General features: G+C 59.1%; 14 protein-coding genes. 6 read left to right on the top strand and 8 right to left on the bottom strand.

Annotated features, from left to right (window positions below; translation table 11 throughout):
• Nucleotides 1-37 precede the first annotated feature (37 nt).
• The 4 genes from lysS to upp form a co-directional block, all read right to left on the bottom strand.
• A complete protein-coding gene (lysS, locus tag ACQ4N7_RS10855) occupies nucleotides 38-1,579 on the bottom strand; it encodes a lysine--tRNA ligase (RefSeq protein WP_430711616.1) in 1,542 nt (513 codons plus the stop codon).
• 180 nt (nucleotides 1,580-1,759) lie between these two features.
• Nucleotides 1,760-2,044, bottom strand: coding sequence for a YggT family protein (locus ACQ4N7_RS10850; protein ID WP_035985781.1), 285 nt, complete (start codon nucleotides 2,042-2,044; stop codon nucleotides 1,760-1,762).
• A gap of 120 nt (nucleotides 2,045-2,164) precedes the next feature.
• Nucleotides 2,165-2,488, bottom strand: coding sequence for a hypothetical protein (locus ACQ4N7_RS10845; RefSeq protein ID WP_430711615.1), 324 nt, complete (start codon nucleotides 2,486-2,488; stop codon nucleotides 2,165-2,167).
• Between the two features lie 301 nt (nucleotides 2,489-2,789).
• A complete protein-coding gene (upp, locus tag ACQ4N7_RS10840; RefSeq protein ID WP_430711614.1) occupies nucleotides 2,790-3,443 on the bottom strand; it encodes a uracil phosphoribosyltransferase in 654 nt (217 codons plus the stop codon).
• A gap of 200 nt (nucleotides 3,444-3,643) precedes the next feature.
• Here upp and ACQ4N7_RS10835 point away from each other — a divergent pair, with 200 nt between their 5' ends.
• The 3 genes from ACQ4N7_RS10835 to ACQ4N7_RS10825 all read left to right on the top strand — a co-directional run bounded on the left by ACQ4N7_RS10835 (nucleotide 3,644) and on the right by ACQ4N7_RS10825 (nucleotide 5,892).
• Nucleotides 3,644-3,958, top strand: coding sequence for a YkvA family protein (locus ACQ4N7_RS10835; protein ID WP_430711613.1), 315 nt, complete (start codon nucleotides 3,644-3,646; stop codon nucleotides 3,956-3,958).
• A gap of 106 nt (nucleotides 3,959-4,064) precedes the next feature.
• Nucleotides 4,065-4,685, top strand: coding sequence for a hypothetical protein (locus ACQ4N7_RS10830; protein WP_430711612.1), 621 nt, complete (start codon nucleotides 4,065-4,067; stop codon nucleotides 4,683-4,685).
• Between the two features lie 289 nt (nucleotides 4,686-4,974).
• On the top strand, nucleotides 4,975-5,892 hold the full coding sequence (locus ACQ4N7_RS10825) for a hypothetical protein (protein WP_430711611.1): 918 nt from the start codon (nucleotides 4,975-4,977) through the stop codon (nucleotides 5,890-5,892).
• A 362-nt stretch (nucleotides 5,893-6,254) separates the two neighbouring features.
• Here ACQ4N7_RS10825 and ACQ4N7_RS10820 read toward each other — a convergent pair whose 3' ends face one another.
• Together ACQ4N7_RS10820 and arsM are read right to left on the bottom strand one after the other, a co-directional pair.
• On the bottom strand, nucleotides 6,255-6,425 hold the full coding sequence (locus ACQ4N7_RS10820) for a chlorophyll a/b-binding protein (RefSeq protein ID WP_106920681.1): 171 nt from the start codon (nucleotides 6,423-6,425) through the stop codon (nucleotides 6,255-6,257).
• Between the two features lie 133 nt (nucleotides 6,426-6,558).
• Nucleotides 6,559-7,521, bottom strand: a complete 963-nt coding sequence (gene arsM, locus ACQ4N7_RS10815; protein WP_430711610.1) for an arsenosugar biosynthesis arsenite methyltransferase ArsM — start codon at nucleotides 7,519-7,521, stop codon at nucleotides 6,559-6,561.
• Nucleotides 7,522-7,802: 281 nt separating this feature from the next.
• On the opposite strand from arsM, the gene polA reads away from it, so the two are divergent.
• The gene (gene polA / locus ACQ4N7_RS10810; RefSeq protein ID WP_430711662.1) at nucleotides 7,803-10,733 is read left to right on the top strand and encodes a DNA polymerase I; all 2,931 of its coding nucleotides are present in this window, start codon (nucleotides 7,803-7,805) and stop codon (nucleotides 10,731-10,733) included.
• 1 nt (nucleotide 10,734) lies between these two features.
• Here polA and ACQ4N7_RS10805 read toward each other — a convergent pair whose 3' ends face one another.
• Complete coding sequence (locus ACQ4N7_RS10805) at nucleotides 10,735-12,993, bottom strand: transglycosylase domain-containing protein (RefSeq protein ID WP_430711609.1); 2,259 nt, start codon at nucleotides 12,991-12,993, stop codon at nucleotides 10,735-10,737.
• Nucleotides 12,994-13,300: 307 nt separating this feature from the next.
• Nucleotides 13,301-14,296, bottom strand: a complete 996-nt coding sequence (locus ACQ4N7_RS10800) for a stage II sporulation protein M (RefSeq protein ID WP_430711608.1) — start codon at nucleotides 14,294-14,296, stop codon at nucleotides 13,301-13,303.
• A 122-nt stretch (nucleotides 14,297-14,418) separates the two neighbouring features.
• Here ACQ4N7_RS10800 and ACQ4N7_RS10795 point away from each other — a divergent pair, with 122 nt between their 5' ends.
• A complete protein-coding gene (locus ACQ4N7_RS10795) occupies nucleotides 14,419-15,393 on the top strand; it encodes a hypothetical protein (RefSeq protein ID WP_430711607.1) in 975 nt (324 codons plus the stop codon).
• Nucleotides 15,394-15,606: 213 nt separating this feature from the next.
• Nucleotides 15,607-16,386: an RDD family protein gene (locus ACQ4N7_RS10790; protein WP_430711606.1), complete on the top strand. Its 780-nt coding sequence runs from the start codon at nucleotides 15,607-15,609 to the stop codon at nucleotides 16,384-16,386.
• Nucleotides 16,387-16,456: the final 70 nt, after the last annotated feature.

Genomic DNA, 16,456 nt, shown 5'->3' with positions numbered 1-16,456 from the left:
CTCATCCACCCATCCACCCTCCTACCCATCTACTCCCCTACTCCTCTCGCTCCGGCTTCAGCAGCGGAAAGGCAATCACATCGCGAATGCTGGGGCTATCGGTGAGCAGCATGACCAGGCGATCGATGCCAATGCCCTCGCCGCAGGTGGGCGGCATACCGTGCTCCAGGGCCGTCAGAAAGTCTTCGTCGACCCCGGTAGCCTCCAGGTCGCCCGCCGCCTTGCGGGCTGCCTGTAGCTCAAACCGCTGGCGCTGGTCAATGGGGTCGGTCAACTCAGAGAAGCCGTTGGCGGTCTCGCGGCCCGCGACAAATAGCTCAAACCGTTCTACCACCCCAGGCTTGCTGCGGTGGGGCTTCGAGAGCGGCGAAATTTCCACCGGGTGGTCAATCAAAAAGGTGGGCTGAATCAGCGTTGCCTCAACCTTTTCTTCGAAAACTTCATTTAGCAGCTTACCCACCGAGTCACAATTATCCAGGCCAGGCAGGTTCAGGTCTTTCACCGCCGCCTTGGCTGCTTCTAGAGTGGCAAACTGGTGAAAATCTAGGCCGGTGTGCTCCTGCACCAGGTCGTGCATTGAGACCCGTCGCCAGGGCGGGGTGAGGTCAATATCGACCCCCTGGTAGGTAATCTTGAGCGTGCCCAGAATGTCTTTGGCCAGGGTCGCCACCAAATCTTCGGTGAGCGCCATCAGGTCGTGGTAGTCGGCGTAGGCCTGGTAAAACTCGACGCTGGTAAACTCAGGGTTGTGGCGGGTCGATACCCCCTCGTTGCGGAAGATGCGGCCAATTTCAAACACCTTCTCAAAGCCGCCCACCACCAGCCGCTTCAGGTGCAGCTCGGTGGCAATGCGCAGGTACAGATCCATCTCCAGAGTGTTGTGGTAGGTAACGAAGGGGCGCGCCTCGGCACCCCCGGCCTCGCTTTGCAGCACCGGAGTCTCAATTTCTAAAAAGCCCCTGTCTTCGAGGTAGCGGCGAATGCCCGTGGTAATCAGCGCCCGCTTGCGAAAGGTGTCGCGCACGGTGGGGTTGACGATCAGATCGACGTAGCGCTGGCGGTAGCGCTTGGCCACATCGGTGAGGCCATGCCACTTGTCGGGCAGGGGCAGCAATGCCTTGGTCAGCATGGCATATTCCTGCACCTTGACCGAGAGTTCGCCCTTTTCGGTGCGCTTGATGGTGCCGCGCACGCCAAGAATGTCGCCCACGTCGGTGAGCTGCTTCAGGTGTTCAAAGGCCTGCTCATCGGTGGCGGCCATCGCATCCTGAATGGTGGTTTTATCTAAATAAAGCTGAATGGTGCCGGTTTCGTCTTGCAGACTAAAGAAGGCGAGCTTGCCAAACACCCGCCGGGCCAAGATTCTTCCGGCCAGGGAGACCTCAACATCCACCTCTTCGCCAGCTTCTAAGTCGGCATACTTGGCCTGCAGCTCGGCGGTGTTGGTTGTGATGTCCCAGCGATAGGCAAACGGGTTTTGGCCCAGCTGCTTGAGATCTTCGACCTTTTGCAGCCGCGCCGCACGAATGTCTTCAAGGCTGGAGGCGCTTTGGCCAGAACGGTTGGAGTCAGACGACATAGCTAGGGGCAGATGAATGGCATAAGGTCACAAACCCCCATTATAGGGAACTCTGGCCTCCGCACCGCCCAACAGTCTGATCTTCTACAGGCGCTCTTTAAAGCATAATCAGCCCAGCCGCAGCACCCTCAACAGCAGGGGAGATGCAGCTAGGCTGATGAAGCAAATAGGGATAGTGGGCTAAAAATAGGCGTAGGAGGAGGCGGTAGCAGCTGCGATCGCAACCAAACCCTGCCGCACAAACGACAGCAGCAGAAACGCCAGAATGGGGGACAGGTCAATGCCGCCCAGGGGAGGAATAATTGAGCGAAACAGGTTGAGGTAAGGATCTGTCAGCTGGCTGAGCACCGAGAACGGAGGGCTAAACCAATCCACATTGGGAAACCAGCTCAGTAGAATACGAACGATCAGCAAGATCGTATAAATCGATAGAAAAGTCGTGAGGGTTTGTACCAATATGTCCATCTGAGAACCTCGGCAGTAGTCGTTTCCAACAATACACGGAACGTCTTTGTCTGTCAGTTAGTGTAACGGTTTGCTTCGCCCAGGGCGTCGTCAACCCGGTAGATTTGCTTAAGAGTTCGCTTAGTCAACGCGAGAGGGGTTCTCCCAGGGGCGTTCAGAGTGGCCGTTAATGCCGCCCAGCTGCTGCCTGACATCGTCAATGGCGTCGTTGAGCTGAGCGATTTTGGCCTCCAGACCCAGGCGGGCAGCCTCAATGCTGTCTTCGTCGGTGTCGTCAAACTCGCCAAAGGCCAGGTTGCTGTTGTCCTTAGGCAGCGAGGGCTTAGCCTTGCCTGCCCCCGACTGAATCCGCGAGGCCGCCAGGGCACCGACAATGCCCCCCAGTGCTCCGCCCACGACGGTACCGAGCAAAAATCCGCCGACAAAGTTGTCTTGCTGACTCATAGACTGCTATCCACCTAACCCAAAGAACCGATGCCTAGGATACTCTATTGTGCCAAAGCCCAGGCCTGACCGCAGCGCGGGCTCCAGATTCCATTGTGACGAATTTTTGGCGCAAGTAGGGCCAAGGGTGAGCCATTGACCACCTATAGCACCTACGCGTCGGCAGCATTTGCGGCAGCTACACCATGCTAAAAACCTATCCCAATACTTTGATTTGTGCTGGTGGGCAGTGCCCACCCTGCGGTACACCAAGGCTTTTGGCAATCTACCCGATCGCTTGTTTGCGGTTCTTGGATAGGCTCTAAGTGCCAAAGGTGCGATCGCCCGCATCGCCCAGGCCCGGCACAATAAACCCGTGCTCGTTGACCGTTTCGTCGATCATAGCCGTGTAGATCGTCACCGTGGGGTAGGCGACCGCCAGCTTTTGCAGCGCTGGCGGTGCCGCCACAATTGAGATGATTCGCACCACGGCGGGGTCAATGCCTCGCTGAGTCAGCTCAGCCATCATCGACATAATCGTGCCGCCCGTTGCCAGCATGGGTTCACTAATGATCACTCGCGTCGCTGGGTCAAGCTGATCGGGCAGCTTGTTGAGGTAGCAGCTGGCCTCCAGGGTTTCTTCATTGCGCACAAAGCCGACGTGGTACACCGAGGCCAGCGGCAACAGCGCCTGAATACCGGGCATTAGCGCCAGCCCCGCCCGCAAGATCGGCACGATCATGGTTGGTACGTCGGGGTTAATAAAGGTGGCCGGAGCCGGGCCTAGGGGCGTATCGACCGTCGTATCCATCGTTGGTAGCCAGTCGCGCACCGCCTCATAGGTCAGCCAGCGGCCCAACTCTTCCATGGCCGAGCGAAACAGCGGCCCCGGCGTTTCGGCATCGCGAGCTACCCCCAGCCAGTGCTTTACCAGAGGATGCGGCGGAACATAAATACGCAGTTGGAACGATGACATAGCCCGGCTACCACAAAAAATCTGCCACATCATAACCTGGAAGCCCTGTTGAGCGGCGATACGTCGGCAGTTAATAGGGCTTTACGGCTTTTGCCCTACGGTCGATTCGGTGTAAAAACCCCGCTTTTACAGGGGTAAGCCACACCTGTATTTGGGCTTTGGTTTTGTCAAGATAGTTTTGTCAGCGAAAGGAGATAGCAATGGCAAAGCGATTTTTTGGTAAGCCTTTTATGAACTGGTACCGTAAACTGCTGCGGAACTCGAAATATCGTTGGGTGGTGTTATTTGGCACCCTGGTTTACCTGGTCAGCCCCATTGATATTTCCCCTGACGTATTCCCCGTTTTGGGTTGGATTGACGATGGCTTAGTCGCCACGATCGCCATCACAGAAATCACCCAAATTTTGCTCGATCGCAAGCGCAACCTGCGCCAGGTTGACGAAGCCGTGAGGATGACAGAAGCCGTGGACAATAACGAGCAAGTCATTGATGTCGATTCTGTCGCAGTAATTTAGTGCCGAACAAATTGAGCTGTAGGTACTTTTTTGTGAACACTCTACAGCTCGTTGTTGAGATGGTTTAGACAACCCTAACCCCCATTTTTAATTAGGAGAAGCCCCCATGACTAATACTGTGCAAGACCGCGTTAAGACCGAGTGGGAAAAAGCCCAAAAAGAGGGCGGTCAGCGCTTGGAACGGATTCGCGACATTGTTAAAGCCGCCGCGATCGAAACGCTGGCTGAGCTTAGAGAAGGCTCGGGCGAAATTGAAACTCAGGGCCGCAAAACGCTGGCCGAAATGATTGAGCAGCTCAAGGCTAACGAAGCTGCCGACGCCGCTACCGCTGAAGCTGTCGCCGATGCCGTAGCTGAGGCTGTCCAGGCCGAGGCCGACCACACTGAGACGGTCTATACCGAGGCTGCCAACGAGACCACGGCCCCTACCTGGGCTCAAATCTTTGCCGACCTGCGCTACTTAGCCAACGATCGCAAGGTGGACTGGGCCCAGCAGCTGCTTGCCAGCCTGCAAACTCACCTCGATCGCTTTGATGCCGATATGGTCAGCGAGTACGGCGATCGCTACAAGCCATTCCGCACGCTGGTGCGCGGGGTGCGCTCCCTGATTGCAATGGCCTACAGCAAAGTTAGCCAGGCGGCTGAACCTACCGCTCACACCCCCGTCCAGATTGAGGTGATCGAGGTGGTGGATGACACTGAGCACCGGGGTGACGCCCAAGCCTAGGTTTTGAGCTGGTTGTGTGATTAACCCTTAGACAAGGCTAGAGCGCTGCGATCGCAGCGCTTTTTTTGTTGCGTCAACTAAAATCCTGAGAACGGTAACAAACCTACAGCATTAATATTGCGCTCTGCGAACCTGTGCAACGTTTCCTGGCAACGGGTTAACGATCCGCTAAGCCGCTTGGTAGAACAATGAAACTAAGGTTGGGTGGCTAGCTCTACCCACTGGTCATCGTCCAAGAATCGGCCTTCGGGCCACCGCAATATCCTCACACTTTGGCGAGTGTTTACCTATGGTTAGCTCTCCTCTCGCCCCGTCGTCTCCCTTTTCCCAGCGCCAGCAGGTGAACCGCCCCGTCGCTACCGACCCCCAGCTGGCTCTGGCGGTCGCCGACGACAGCTTTTTGCGATCGCTCCTAACCGAGAGTTTGCCCGCGATCGCCCATCCCCACGAAATTGGCTCTGTCACCGTTGAGGTTGGCGTACCCCTGCCCAATGCCGCCCAGGGCCGGATGGATGCCGTGCTCACCTTCGAGCACATCAACTGCGTGCTGGCCGGGTCTTACCCCGATGCGCCGCCGCTGCCCGACCTCCACAACCACCGCGAATACCAGGCCATTACCCCCTGCCACTCCGACCTGTCTACCCTGGCCCAAAATGTGTCGCTCTCCGAGGCGGAGGCACTGCTGGCGCGATCGGGCTTTGAGCCAGACGATGTACAGCACATTCTCAACCTGCCCTCCCAGGGGTGGCACAAGTCGTGGTGGTACAGCCTCGCCCCGGATGGGTTTCTCACCCTGCCCTTTCAGCGCCACATTCGCAGCCGCTGCTATGCCGATGGCACCGTCACCCTACAGTTCAAAGATCACTACGCCCAGCAGCGACCCGAGGGCTTTCGCAGCCAGCCCCAAAAGCTGCCGGTGGTGGTGCATTCGCCCCAGGTCAGCTTTGGCGACAATCTGGCCGCCATCAACCTCAGCCGCCAGGCCTTAGCAACTCCCCAAGCCATTTTGATTGCCGACGACCTGACCGAGCTTGAGGTAGAGGGCTACATTCGCCAAAACGTCAGCCTCCACCGCCAGCGCAGCCTGGAGTATTTACTCAACGCCAACTGCCGCTCCTGCGGTCAGGCCAAATGCCCGCTTCAGGGGGTAGGCTCGTCGCCCGTGCTGGCCTGCAGATCGTTTAAGCCCGTAGACGTAGGGATGTAAACTTGCCCCGGCGGCTGTAGCATAACCGGCATTTTGCTCGATGTGGCATGGCGCTGAATTTGCCCCCAGCTCAGGGTTATGGCCCCGCCCGCCAGCAGCAGCCCAAACAGAGCCAGCGATACTTTTTCCTCCGCTGACCCCATTAAGCCATCTACAGCGCCAACGGTGAGCGCCGTAGCCAGCCACGGTTGTTTTCGAAACAGTGCCTTAATGATCAGTCTCCCAACAAATACAAGGGACGGAGGGGAACGGGTTAGAGGTTCAAGGTGTAAGGTTTCGGGTTTCGGGGGTGTAAGGTTTCGGGTTTTGGGGTCGAGGCAAAGCGCCAGAACCTGCACCTTAACCTAAGACCTAAAACCCTTCTACCGCAGCCCCAGCCAGGTTACGATCGCCTGCCCGGTCGCCCACTCAAACAGCACCAGCCCAACAAAACCGAGCATAGCCGCCCGTCCGTTTAGCCGTTCGGCGTAGTCGTTGAAGCCCGCCTTAGAGCGCTCGATGGTGGGGGTAACGGTGGGTTCGAGATTGGCCATGGGTTCGAGTAATATCATTTGTTTTCTTAGACTACCCCATGGGTTGCCCGTTGTGGTATTGCGTGTGCCATAGGCAACGACTGGCCCGCCGGGGCGATCGCCGCCTGCGGTAGCAAGGGGGCTTCAACTCGGCCTAGCAGCAGCCACCGCCGGAGTAGTGCCAGGTCGATGGCGTAATCAGCACGTCAGCATGCCCGCTCAGATTTGTGGCGGTTTTGTCGCAGACAGCGGCGGGCACCCCCTTGCTCAGGTAGTGGCCTGCTCCGTCGTCAAAGGCTGAGTCTGGGCCGACATAAACGGCGGTTTTGCCGGTAAAAATGCAGGCCCCATCGGGGGCGATCGGCACCTTAAACGACACCGTGTCCAGGCTTTCTAGCAGCAGGGGCTGATCGAGGGTGTACTGCACCGAGTCGAGCGCCCGGTAGGGACGGCGGGCCCGCACTTCGATCTGGCCAAAGCCGGTGCTAATCAGGTGCTGCGTATACTCGTCGTAGGTGAGCGCCCCCGACAGACAGAGGGCGCGCAGGCGATCGTCTTGCTGTAGGTGGACTGGGATGGGGCGGGTCGCGATCGGGTCGCTCATGATCAGCCTGCCGCCGGGCTTTAGCACCCGGTAGGCTTCGCCCAGCGCCCGCATCAGATCGGCGGGTTCAAAGATGTTAAACAGGCAGTTTTGAGCCACCACATCCACCGACTCGTCGGCCAGAGGCAGAGCAAAGGCATCGCCCAACCGCAGGGTGACAAAATCGGTCTCAAACCAGTCGTTGAGCTGGGCGGCCTCGGCCAGGTTGGCGGCGGCGGCCTGACGCATCTCATCCACCGGGTCGATCGCAACTACCGCCCCAGGGCGGCGCGAAAAGTAGCTAAACTGCAACGCCTCTAGACCACCGCCCACGCCCACGTAGGCGATCGTGGGCTGCCCCGATAGCTCTGCCGGGTGCACGGTGGTGCCGCAGCCGTAGTTCATCGCCTGCATCCGCTTTGGAATTACTAGCCCTGGCATGGTCAGCGGGCTGCTCTGCACACAGCACAGGCCTACCTCGGGCGTGGTGGCGACTTCGGCGTAGAACTCAGCGGTAGCGTCAAGATAAGTCATGGGTAAAGAATTTTAGAGGAGCCCAGCCAATATTTTAGGAGATTTGCAGAAAGTACTGGCCCCGTCATTCCCGCAGAGGCGGGAATCCAGCGGCGCAGCTGGTTGATATCGGATATTTTTTCCAGAGAATACCTTAGCCGTCAACGTCGGGTTGATCGGCCATGCGATCGCGCCCTGTGCTCAGCAGACACCAACCCCTCCCCTTACAATAGGTACTCATCCCCCGACGACTGGAAACCGCTGTGGCAGCCAACCCCTCCCAGGCCGACAGGCCCACCCTCATGCTGGTCGATGGCCATTCTTTGGCCTTTCGCTCGTACTTTGCCTTTGCCAAAAATGCCGACGGCGGCCTGCGCACCTCCACCGGCATTCCCACCAGCGTGTGCTACGGCTTTCTCAAGTCGCTGCTCGACATGATGGAGGTCGAAAAGCCCCAGTATGCCGCCGTCGCCTTTGACCTCGACCAGCCCACCTTTCGCCACACCGCAGACAGCACCTATAAAGATGGTCGCCCTGAGGCTCCCGAGGGCTTTAGCGAAGACGTGCGGAATCTGAAGGAACTGCTGAACGACTTCGGCCTCAATATCTACGTCGCCCCTGGCTTTGAGGCCGATGACGTGATCGGCACGCTGGCCACCAAAGCACTGGCGGAAGGCTTCTGCGTCAAAATTCTCAGCGGCGATCAGGATCTGTTTCAGCTGATCGACCCCGATGAGTGCATTACCGTGCTGCACCTGGGCAGCGCCTTTGCCAAGGGGCCGAAGAATAGCCTGGCCCAGGAGTTCAAGATTGAGGAGGTCAAGGCCAAGCTCGATATTTTTCCCCACCAGGTGGTGGACTACAAAGCCCTGTGCGGCGACTCGTCTGACAATATCCCCGGTGTAAAGGGCATTGGAGCCAAAACCGCCGCCAAGCTGCTGGCAGAATACGGCGACCTAGACGCTATCTACGCCGACATCGACAACATCAAAGGCGCGACTCAAAAAAAGCTGATCGAGGGCAAAGAGTCGGCCTACCACTCGCGCTACATGGCCAAAATTATTACCGATATTCCCGATGGGGAGTTGGCCATCGACCTGGCCACCTGCAAACTGGATGGGTTTGACCCCGATGTGGTGATACCGGCGCTCAAGAAGCTGGAGTTTCAAAACTTTGTCAACCGCTTGGGCAAGCTACAGGTAGCCTTTGGCGGGGCGGCAGCAGAGGAGACCGCCGCCAAGGCCGCTCAGGCCCTGAACGCTAGCAATACTGGCAGTGATCAGCCGTCCACTAAGCCCCGCTTTCACGATACCGGCGGTGCCGATGTGGCCTTCTTTACGGCGGAGGAAACCGACAACGCCCAGGGGGTCGATGAGGTGGCCATTCAGCCCCAAATTATCGCTACCGAAGCCCAGCTCTACGAACTGCTCGACATTCTTTCTGAGCAAAAGAATCCTGAAACTCCTGTCGCCTGGGACACCGAGACTACGTCGCTGGAACCGCGAGACGCCGCTCTGGTGGGCATCGGCTGTTGCTGGGGCACCGGGCGAGATCAGATAGCCTATATTCCGGTCGGTCATGCCGAAGGCCAAAACCTTCCTCTAGACATGGTGCTCGACAACCTGCGCCCGATCCTGGAGAGCGACGAGTTTCCCAAAGCGCTGCAAAATGCCAAGTACGATCGCCTGGTGCTGCGCCACCAGGGCATTGCGCTGGCGGGGGTGGTCTTTGACACCATGCTGGCCAGCTACGTGCTGAACCCCGAAGCCAGCCACAACCTGAGCGACCTCAGCCTGCGCTACCTCAATCTGGTGGCCCAGAGCTACGAAGACCTGGTGCCCAAGGGCAAAACCATTGCCGATATGGCGATCGCCGCTGTGGCCAACTACTGCGGGGCCGACGTACACACCACCTATCTGCTGGTGCCCAAGCTGCAGGCTGAGCTAGACCAGGTACCCGATCTCAAAACCCTGTTTACCGACATCGAAATTCCCCTGGAGCCGGTGCTGGCCGAGATGGAGTGCACCGGCATTCGCGTGGACCCCGACTACCTGGCCACCTTCTCCAAACAGCTGGAAACCGACCTGGCTCGCATTGAGCAGGAGGCCTATGAGCACGCGGGAGAAACTTTTAACCTGGGTTCGCCCAAGCAGCTCAGCGAACTCTTGTTTGAAAAGCTGGGCCTCGACAAGCGCAAGTCGCGCAAAAACAAGTCGGGCGGCTACTCTACCGATGCCGCCACCCTCGAAAAGCTCCAGGGCGACCATGCCGTAGTGGACTTGGTGGTCGAGCACCGCACCCTCTCAAAGCTCAAATCGACCTACGTAGACGCCCTGCCGACGCTGATTCGCCCCGAAACCCACCGGGTACACACCGACTTTAACCAGGCGGTGACGGCTACGGGTCGGCTGTCGTCGTCGAACCCGAACCTGCAAAATATTCCGATTCGCACCGCCTTTAGCCGCCAGATTCGAGCGGCCTTTATTCCAGAGCCGGGCTGGCAGCTAGTGGCCGCCGACTACTCGCAGATCGAGCTGCGCATTCTCGCCCACCTCAGCGGCGAGTCGGTGCTGGTGGAAGCCTACAGCACGGGCGACGACGTTCACGCCCTGACGGCTAAGCTGCTGTTTGAGAAAGACGAGATCACCTCAGAAGAGCGGCGGGCGGGCAAGGTGATCAACTTTGGCATTATCTACGGCATGGGGGCATCGCGCTTTGCCCGCGAGGCCGGAGTCAACCGCGCCGATGCCAAAACCTTTATCGATCGCTACTACGATCGCTACCCCAAAGTGTTTGAGTACCTGCAGCAGATGCAGCGCGAGGCGATCGCCCAGGGCTACGTGCAGACCATTCTTGGCCGACGACGGTACTTTAACTTTACCGATGGCAAGCTGCGATCGCTGCGCGGCAGCGACCCCGCTTCTATAGATTTAGACACCATTCGCCCCGGCGGCTACGATGCCGGATCGCTGCGGGCCGCCGCCAATGCCCCCATCCAGGGCAGCAGCGCCGACATCATCAAAATCGCCATGATTCGCCTGCACGAGTTGCTGAAAGATTACCAGGCCAATTTGCTCTTGCAGGTGCACGACGAACTGGTGTTTGAGGTGCCCCCTGCCGAGTGGGAGGAGCTACAGCCCAAAATTATCGCCACGATGGAGTCGGCGGTAGAGCTGAAGGTGCCCCTCAAAGTCGAGGCCCACGCTGGCCCCAACTGGATGGAGGCGAAGTAGCCTACTGCACCACCTGGCGCATGTAGTTGCCCCACACTGCCGCCGCCTGGCCGCTGCTGCCCCGCGTCGGGGTGTTGTCGTCGTTGCCCAGCCACACGCCCGTCGTCAGGTCGCGCCCCGGCACAAAGCCTACAAACCACAGGTCGCGGTTATCGTCGGTGGTGCCGGTTTTGCCCGCCTCGCCCAGGCCCAAAAAGGCGCTGCGCCCGGTGCCGCCCTGCACTACCCCCTGCAACAGCCCCGTCAGCGTGCTGGCAATACCAGGGTCGATCGCCTGCCGGTTAGAGTCGCCCGCCTGACCAAACTCATAGATTACCCGGCAGGTGCTGATGTCGTTGGGGTCGGTGCAGTCGCTGCTGTCGAGCACCCGCTCAATGCCGTGGGGGCGGTTCCACACGCCCTCATTGGCCACTGCCGCAAAGGCTCCGGTAATTTCGAGCGGGGTGACTTCGCTTTCGCCCAGGGTTAAACCAGGGGAGGCCACCAGCTTAGACTCAATGCCCAGCCGCTGAGCCAGATCTATCACGTTGCGCAGGCCCGCCTCTTGGGCAATTCGCAGGGCTACCACGTTCTCAGAGCGGGCCATACCGGCGTACATATCGAGCGCCCCCGACCCTGAGCGGCAGCCCGCAAACCGCTGCCCGCTCCAGTTCATCGGTGCGCAGGAGAACGACTGACCAGGCGAAATGCCCTGCTCCAGAGCCGCACCATAGGCGAACAGCTTAAAGGTAGAGCCCGGCTGGCGCAGGGCCTGGGAGGCGCGGTTGAACTGGCTTTCGCCAAAGTCAACGCCGCCGACCAGGGCGCGAATGGCCCCACTGCTGCTCTCAAGGGTGACGACCGCCCCCTGAGAATAGGCGAGAGCCGCGCCCTGGGTCGCGACATCCTGGCTGAGGGCACTTTCGGCGGCGGCTTGCAGGTCGAGATCAACGCTGGTTTGCACGTAAAAGTTGCCCTCGCGAGCCAGAGATGTGCCCAGCACGGCATCGAGTTCTTCGAAGACGTAGCTGTAGAAGTAGGGAGCCCGAGTGTTTTGCAATTGGCGGGTGGCATCGGGGCTGATTTCAATGCGCGATCGCCGCGCCCGCCGCGCCTCCTCCTGGCTGACCATGCCCAGGTTCACCATGCGATCGAGCACGCGATCGCGGTAATACACCGCAGCATCGTAGTTCTGCACGGGGTTAAAGGCGTTGGGGCCAGGCAAAATGCCCACCAGAGTCGCCGCCTCCGACAAGGTCAGGTCGCGGGCGGGCTTATCGAAATAAAACTGAGAGGCATCCTCAAAGCCGTAGAGGTTGTCGCCCAGGTAAACCCGGTTCAGGTAGGTGAGCAGCAGGTAGTTTTTGCTGTAGAAGGTCTCTAGCTTGAGGGCTGTCACCGCCTCGCGCAGCTTGCGCCCCGCCGAATCGTCGGTGCCCACATACTCACGGTAAACGCTGCGGGCCAGCTGCTGAGTAATCGTGCTGCCCCCCTGGAGCACGCCGCCGCCGCGCAGATTCACCACCACCGCCCGCAAAATGCCGAGGGGGTCTACCCCCAGGTGCCAGTAGTAGCGACTATCTTCAGAGGCGAGCAGAGCCTGGGGCAAGTAAGGCGAAAAGTCGCCCATGCGACGCAGTTCTTGGTGAGACTGGGTCAGCTGCTCCCGCAGGGGCACGGTCGCGCCATCGTCTTCACCCAGTACCACCACAGGGCCTTGTACCGAGTCGGGCAGAGGCCGCATCGGAATTTTGGGCCACTCGACGCCGACAATCCAGGCTCCTACCGCCAGCGATAGCCCTGTGAACCCGTAGAGGGTGTAGCGGGCCGTTTTGACATACCAGGGGGGCGGTTCGCTGAAGCGTAGCGTAACGGCGTCTTCGAGTTCTGGCGGGCCAAGGGTGTAGACATCGCCGTGGTTCATCACCGCCTGGGTCAGCCGCTTTTTGCCCCGGTAAATGCCGTTGGTTGAGTTGCGATCCTTCATTACGAAGGGCTGGCTGGGGCGATTGGTGTCGCGAGTGAGGGTGGCGTGCACCTGGCTGACGATGGGGCTGGGGGCCACAATGTCGCACTGGGAGCTGCTGCGCCCCATGATGTAGTGCTCACCCAGCAGAGGATAGCTGGTGGGCTTGCCGTTCACCGTGACTTCTAGCTCGGCAGCGCGAGCACCGGGCTTGACCGCTAGCTTGCCAAAGTCGACCTTGGCTTGCACGGCCTGAAACGCCTGGGTAACGGTTTTGAGCAGGGTGCGGGGCGGGGATGGAGGTGAGGGCGACATGGCGAGTGGCAATAAGCCCAACCGAAATACTGCCTTATTGTAGTCATAAGCTCCGCGATCGCTCTGGCAAGTAGGCCACTTTCAGAGATGGTTAATGCCGATATCCCTCATCAAACGACGCTGTAGGGTGTGCTGTGGCGATAGCTCAACGCACCGCAGAGTCTAGGCTCGGTGCGTCACACTGGGCGATGAATTACCCGACGAACAATTGCGATCGCCTATTGATTCAAAGCGCTGACGCTGCGATCGCGCGAGCAGCCTCTGCTCACCATCCAACGCGGAGTACTGTTTGGCAATCCCAAAAGGTTTATTTTGCCCTTGGTCGTTGCGTGCGGCAGTACTGCACTAGAGCGACGAAGATCGCCGTTCCCACCGCATACTTCAACGCGTTTGGAATCCAGGTTTGGGGCGAGAAAAATCCTTCAATCAGCCCAGCAATCACCAGCAGAACAATAACGCCGTAGAGCAGCTGGGCCGCCTGCAGCCCGTAGAGCTTGAGGGCATCGATGCGGCGGTAGGGGCCGGGCAGCAAAATACCTCGGGCCAGCAGCAGCCCCGCGCCGCCAGCCATAAAAATAGCCGGTAGCTCCAGCGCCCCGTGGGGAAAGACAAAGGCCCAAAGGTCGTAGGCCAGGTTAGCCTGGGCCACCAGCACCCCCACGCAGCCAATCATCACACCGTTGACCACCAGCAGAAAAACGGTGAAGGCCCCCGGAGGGGTAAGCATCGGCACCGAGGGCACAACCATGGTGACGCCGCCCAAAAGCGCCCTCAGCGAAACCCCAATGTTGTTGATCATGATGCCGCTAGAGGCGACGGGTTCCACCCCCATGATCGAAACCGTCCAGAGTTCCTGGCTATTTTTCACTTCCTCGACAAACTCCTGGCCCAGCACCAGGGTGAGAAAGGCTGGGTCTTGCCAGGCCAGCCACCAGCCCAGCAGCCCACCAATCACAAACAGAGCCGTTGCGATCGCAATATAGCCCCAGCTCTGCTGCACCACCGCCGGAAAGCCATAGCGGCAAAACTCCAGCAGCGCCTGCCACTCCTGCCGCCGTGAGCCCTGGTAGATCTGGCTGTAGCTGCGGCTGGTGAGCCGCTGCAGGTCTTTGATTACCGCCTGCCCCACGCCGTTGCCCTTGGCTCGGGCCAGATCGGCAGACACCGACCGATAGAGGCTGGCCATCTGCCGCACCTGCCCCCCCGAGAGCGACCTGAGCCCGTTCTTTTCGGCCTGGGTCAGCAAAGCCTCAAGCTGCCGCCAGCTCGCTTCTCGTCGTGCCATCCAACGCTGAACATTCATGAAGCAAAGGAGAAAAAACGGGCATTCTACAGAGCAGTGTAGGCTAACCTCAAAATGAACGAACATCAGCCCGCATTCCAGCACACACCAGCCTGTTTTAACCAACTTAGAAGGCGGCACCGATGAACCCATCCACACAGCAGGGTAGCCAGCTCGGCCCCCTCAACCCCGGCGACGTCGTGAGCGCCGCCCTGCGGCTCTATAAAGATCGCTTCAAAACCTTCTTTCAGCTGGCACTGTTGGCAACGCTGTGGATAGTAGCGGGGCTAGTGGGTCTGGTGCTGGCGATCGCCATTCTGGCGGGCATTGGCGCTGGGGTCGGCGGCGATGTTGGAGCCGTGATCGGTGGCCTGGTGGGGTTGCTGGTCGGGTTTGCGCCCCTGCTCTACGGCTCAGCCAAGTACTACGCCCTCGCTAGCGTCATTGGCCGCCTGTCGTTTCACGATCTCATCAATCAGCCCGAGACTTCCCTCGATGCCCGGCGTCAGGTGGCCCCCCGCCTGGGGCAGTTTTTGCTGCTGGGCTTTTTGCTGCTGCTGGCCTATATGGCCTCGTACCTGGTGGGGACCATCGCCGCAGCGATCGCTGGCGGCAGCGTCGGGTTTTTAACGGCAGGCATTTTAACCGCCCTGATTAATCAAACCGTGGGCGGTGTAGTAGGCGTCTTTTTGGGCCTGGTGCTGGGCCTCGGAATTTTGCTAATCGCGCTGATTTGGGTGGCCTCGCGCCTGTTTATTGCTGAGGTAGTGCTCGCCATCGAGCCCCAGCAAGACGCGGGCGGTAGCATGACCCGCAGCTGGGAGCTTACCCAAACGGCAATTATGCGCATTCAGGTGGTATTTCTAGCCACGTTTCTAATTCAGCTGCCCCTGCTCTCAGTTACCAACTACATCCCCAGCATTTTGCTAGAGCTACTGCCCGCCGACGGCGTTGTCTACGGCATTACCTTCGCCCTCAGCCTGGTGCTCAGCCTGCTGGGCAGCATGGTAGTGCTACCCCTGTGGCAGGCCGTCAAAGGCGTGCTCTACTACGACCTGCGCAGCCGCCGCGAGGGCCTGGATTTGGCTCTGCGCCATGAGGGGGAGCCTGAGGTGTAGATAAGGGGGATGAGGGGATGGGGAGAGGAATGCAAAATGCAAAATTGAAAATTCAAAATGTAGACGCACAGTAGCTTGCCGCAGGATGGTGCTAGGGAGTAGATGAATGCAAAATTCAAAATTAAGAATTCAAAATTTTGCACTTTGCATTTTGCACTCCCCTGCCCTCACCCTCCTCACCTTCCCCACCCTCCTCACCTTCCCCTTCTCCCAATGCCCCTCTTCAACACCGTCACCATCCGCACCCCCGAGAGCGTTGAGCTAGAGTTTGTATTAGCTGGGGTGGGCAGCCGAGCGGTGGCGCTGACCCTCGATTACCTGTGTTTGGGCGCAGGGCTCACGGGGCTGGCTCTGGTCTACAGTTTTTTGCTGGTGCGGCTGCTGGCGATGGATACGGTGCTGTCGATTCCGAGTGAGACGGTGCAGCTGTGGGTAACAGCGATCGCAGCCGTTCTGGCGTTCTTTCTCTACATTGGCTACTTCGCGCTGTTTGAAACCTGGTGGTATGGTCAAACCCCCGGCAAGCGCTACGCCAAAATTCGCGTCATTCGCGACGACGGCCAGCCCGAGCGGCTGCCCCAGGCCACGCTGCGATCGCTGCTGCGACCCATCGACGACATTTTGTTCATCGGCTTTTTCTGCATTTTGCTCAGCAAGACCGAGAAACGGGTGGGCGACTGGCTGGCGGGCACTCTGGTGGTGCAGACCGACCCGGTTACCGCTGGCGAAATTCAGGTGCCGGAGCGATCGCAGGCGATCGGCAAAGACCTGCTGGGGCTGGTCGATATCACCCGCCTCTCCCCCGACGACTTGGCTACGGTACGCGAGTTTTTGCAGCGGCGGCAGGCCATGAGCCCCAAAGCCAAAACCCTGGTCAGCGACCAGCTCGCCCGCCGGTTCAAAGACCAGCTAACGCTGGAAACTTTGCCCACCGAAATGACCACCGATACCTTCTTAGAAGCTCTTTACTCCGCCTATCAGCAAAGTCGATGAGGGGGTAAAGACCGATCAGGTGGGTGAGGGTTCAAAGTACATAATTTAAATTATGAGGAGCACCTTAAAG

This window comes from Nodosilinea sp. AN01ver1 (assembly GCF_050565655.1).
GTDB lineage: Bacteria > Cyanobacteriota > Cyanobacteriia > Phormidesmidales > Phormidesmidaceae > Nodosilinea.
Note: the sequence above shows the minus strand (reverse complement) of the source record. Positions and strands in the feature narration are given on the sequence as shown.

Excerpts from the sequence above, each read along its gene's own strand:
- ACQ4N7_RS10820 (WP_106920681.1), bottom strand. The coding sequence starts at position 6,425 with ATGGCCAATCTCGAACCCACCGTTACCCCCACCATCGAGCGCTCTAAG.
- ACQ4N7_RS10825 (WP_430711611.1), top strand. The coding sequence starts at position 4,975 with ATGGTTAGCTCTCCTCTCGCCCCGTCGTCTCCCTTTTCCCAGCGCCAG.
- ACQ4N7_RS10790 (WP_430711606.1), top strand. The coding sequence starts at position 15,607 with ATGCCCCTCTTCAACACCGTCACCATCCGCACCCCCGAGAGCGTTGAG.
- ACQ4N7_RS10845 (WP_430711615.1), bottom strand. The coding sequence starts at position 2,488 with ATGAGTCAGCAAGACAACTTTGTCGGCGGATTTTTGCTCGGTACCGTC.
- arsM (WP_430711610.1), bottom strand. The coding sequence starts at position 7,521 with ATGACTTATCTTGACGCTACCGCTGAGTTCTACGCCGAAGTCGCCACC.
- upp (WP_430711614.1), bottom strand. The coding sequence starts at position 3,443 with ATGTCATCGTTCCAACTGCGTATTTATGTTCCGCCGCATCCTCTGGTA.
- polA (WP_430711662.1), top strand. The coding sequence starts at position 7,803 with ATGCTGGTCGATGGCCATTCTTTGGCCTTTCGCTCGTACTTTGCCTTT.
- ACQ4N7_RS10795 (WP_430711607.1), top strand. The coding sequence starts at position 14,419 with ATGAACCCATCCACACAGCAGGGTAGCCAGCTCGGCCCCCTCAACCCC.
- ACQ4N7_RS10835 (WP_430711613.1), top strand. The coding sequence starts at position 3,644 with ATGGCAAAGCGATTTTTTGGTAAGCCTTTTATGAACTGGTACCGTAAA.
- ACQ4N7_RS10850 (WP_035985781.1), bottom strand. The coding sequence starts at position 2,044 with ATGGACATATTGGTACAAACCCTCACGACTTTTCTATCGATTTATACG.
- ACQ4N7_RS10830 (WP_430711612.1), top strand. The coding sequence starts at position 4,065 with ATGACTAATACTGTGCAAGACCGCGTTAAGACCGAGTGGGAAAAAGCC.
- lysS (WP_430711616.1), bottom strand. The coding sequence starts at position 1,579 with ATGTCGTCTGACTCCAACCGTTCTGGCCAAAGCGCCTCCAGCCTTGAA.
- ACQ4N7_RS10805 (WP_430711609.1), bottom strand. The coding sequence starts at position 12,993 with ATGTCGCCCTCACCTCCATCCCCGCCCCGCACCCTGCTCAAAACCGTT.
- ACQ4N7_RS10800 (WP_430711608.1), bottom strand. The coding sequence starts at position 14,296 with ATGAATGTTCAGCGTTGGATGGCACGACGAGAAGCGAGCTGGCGGCAG.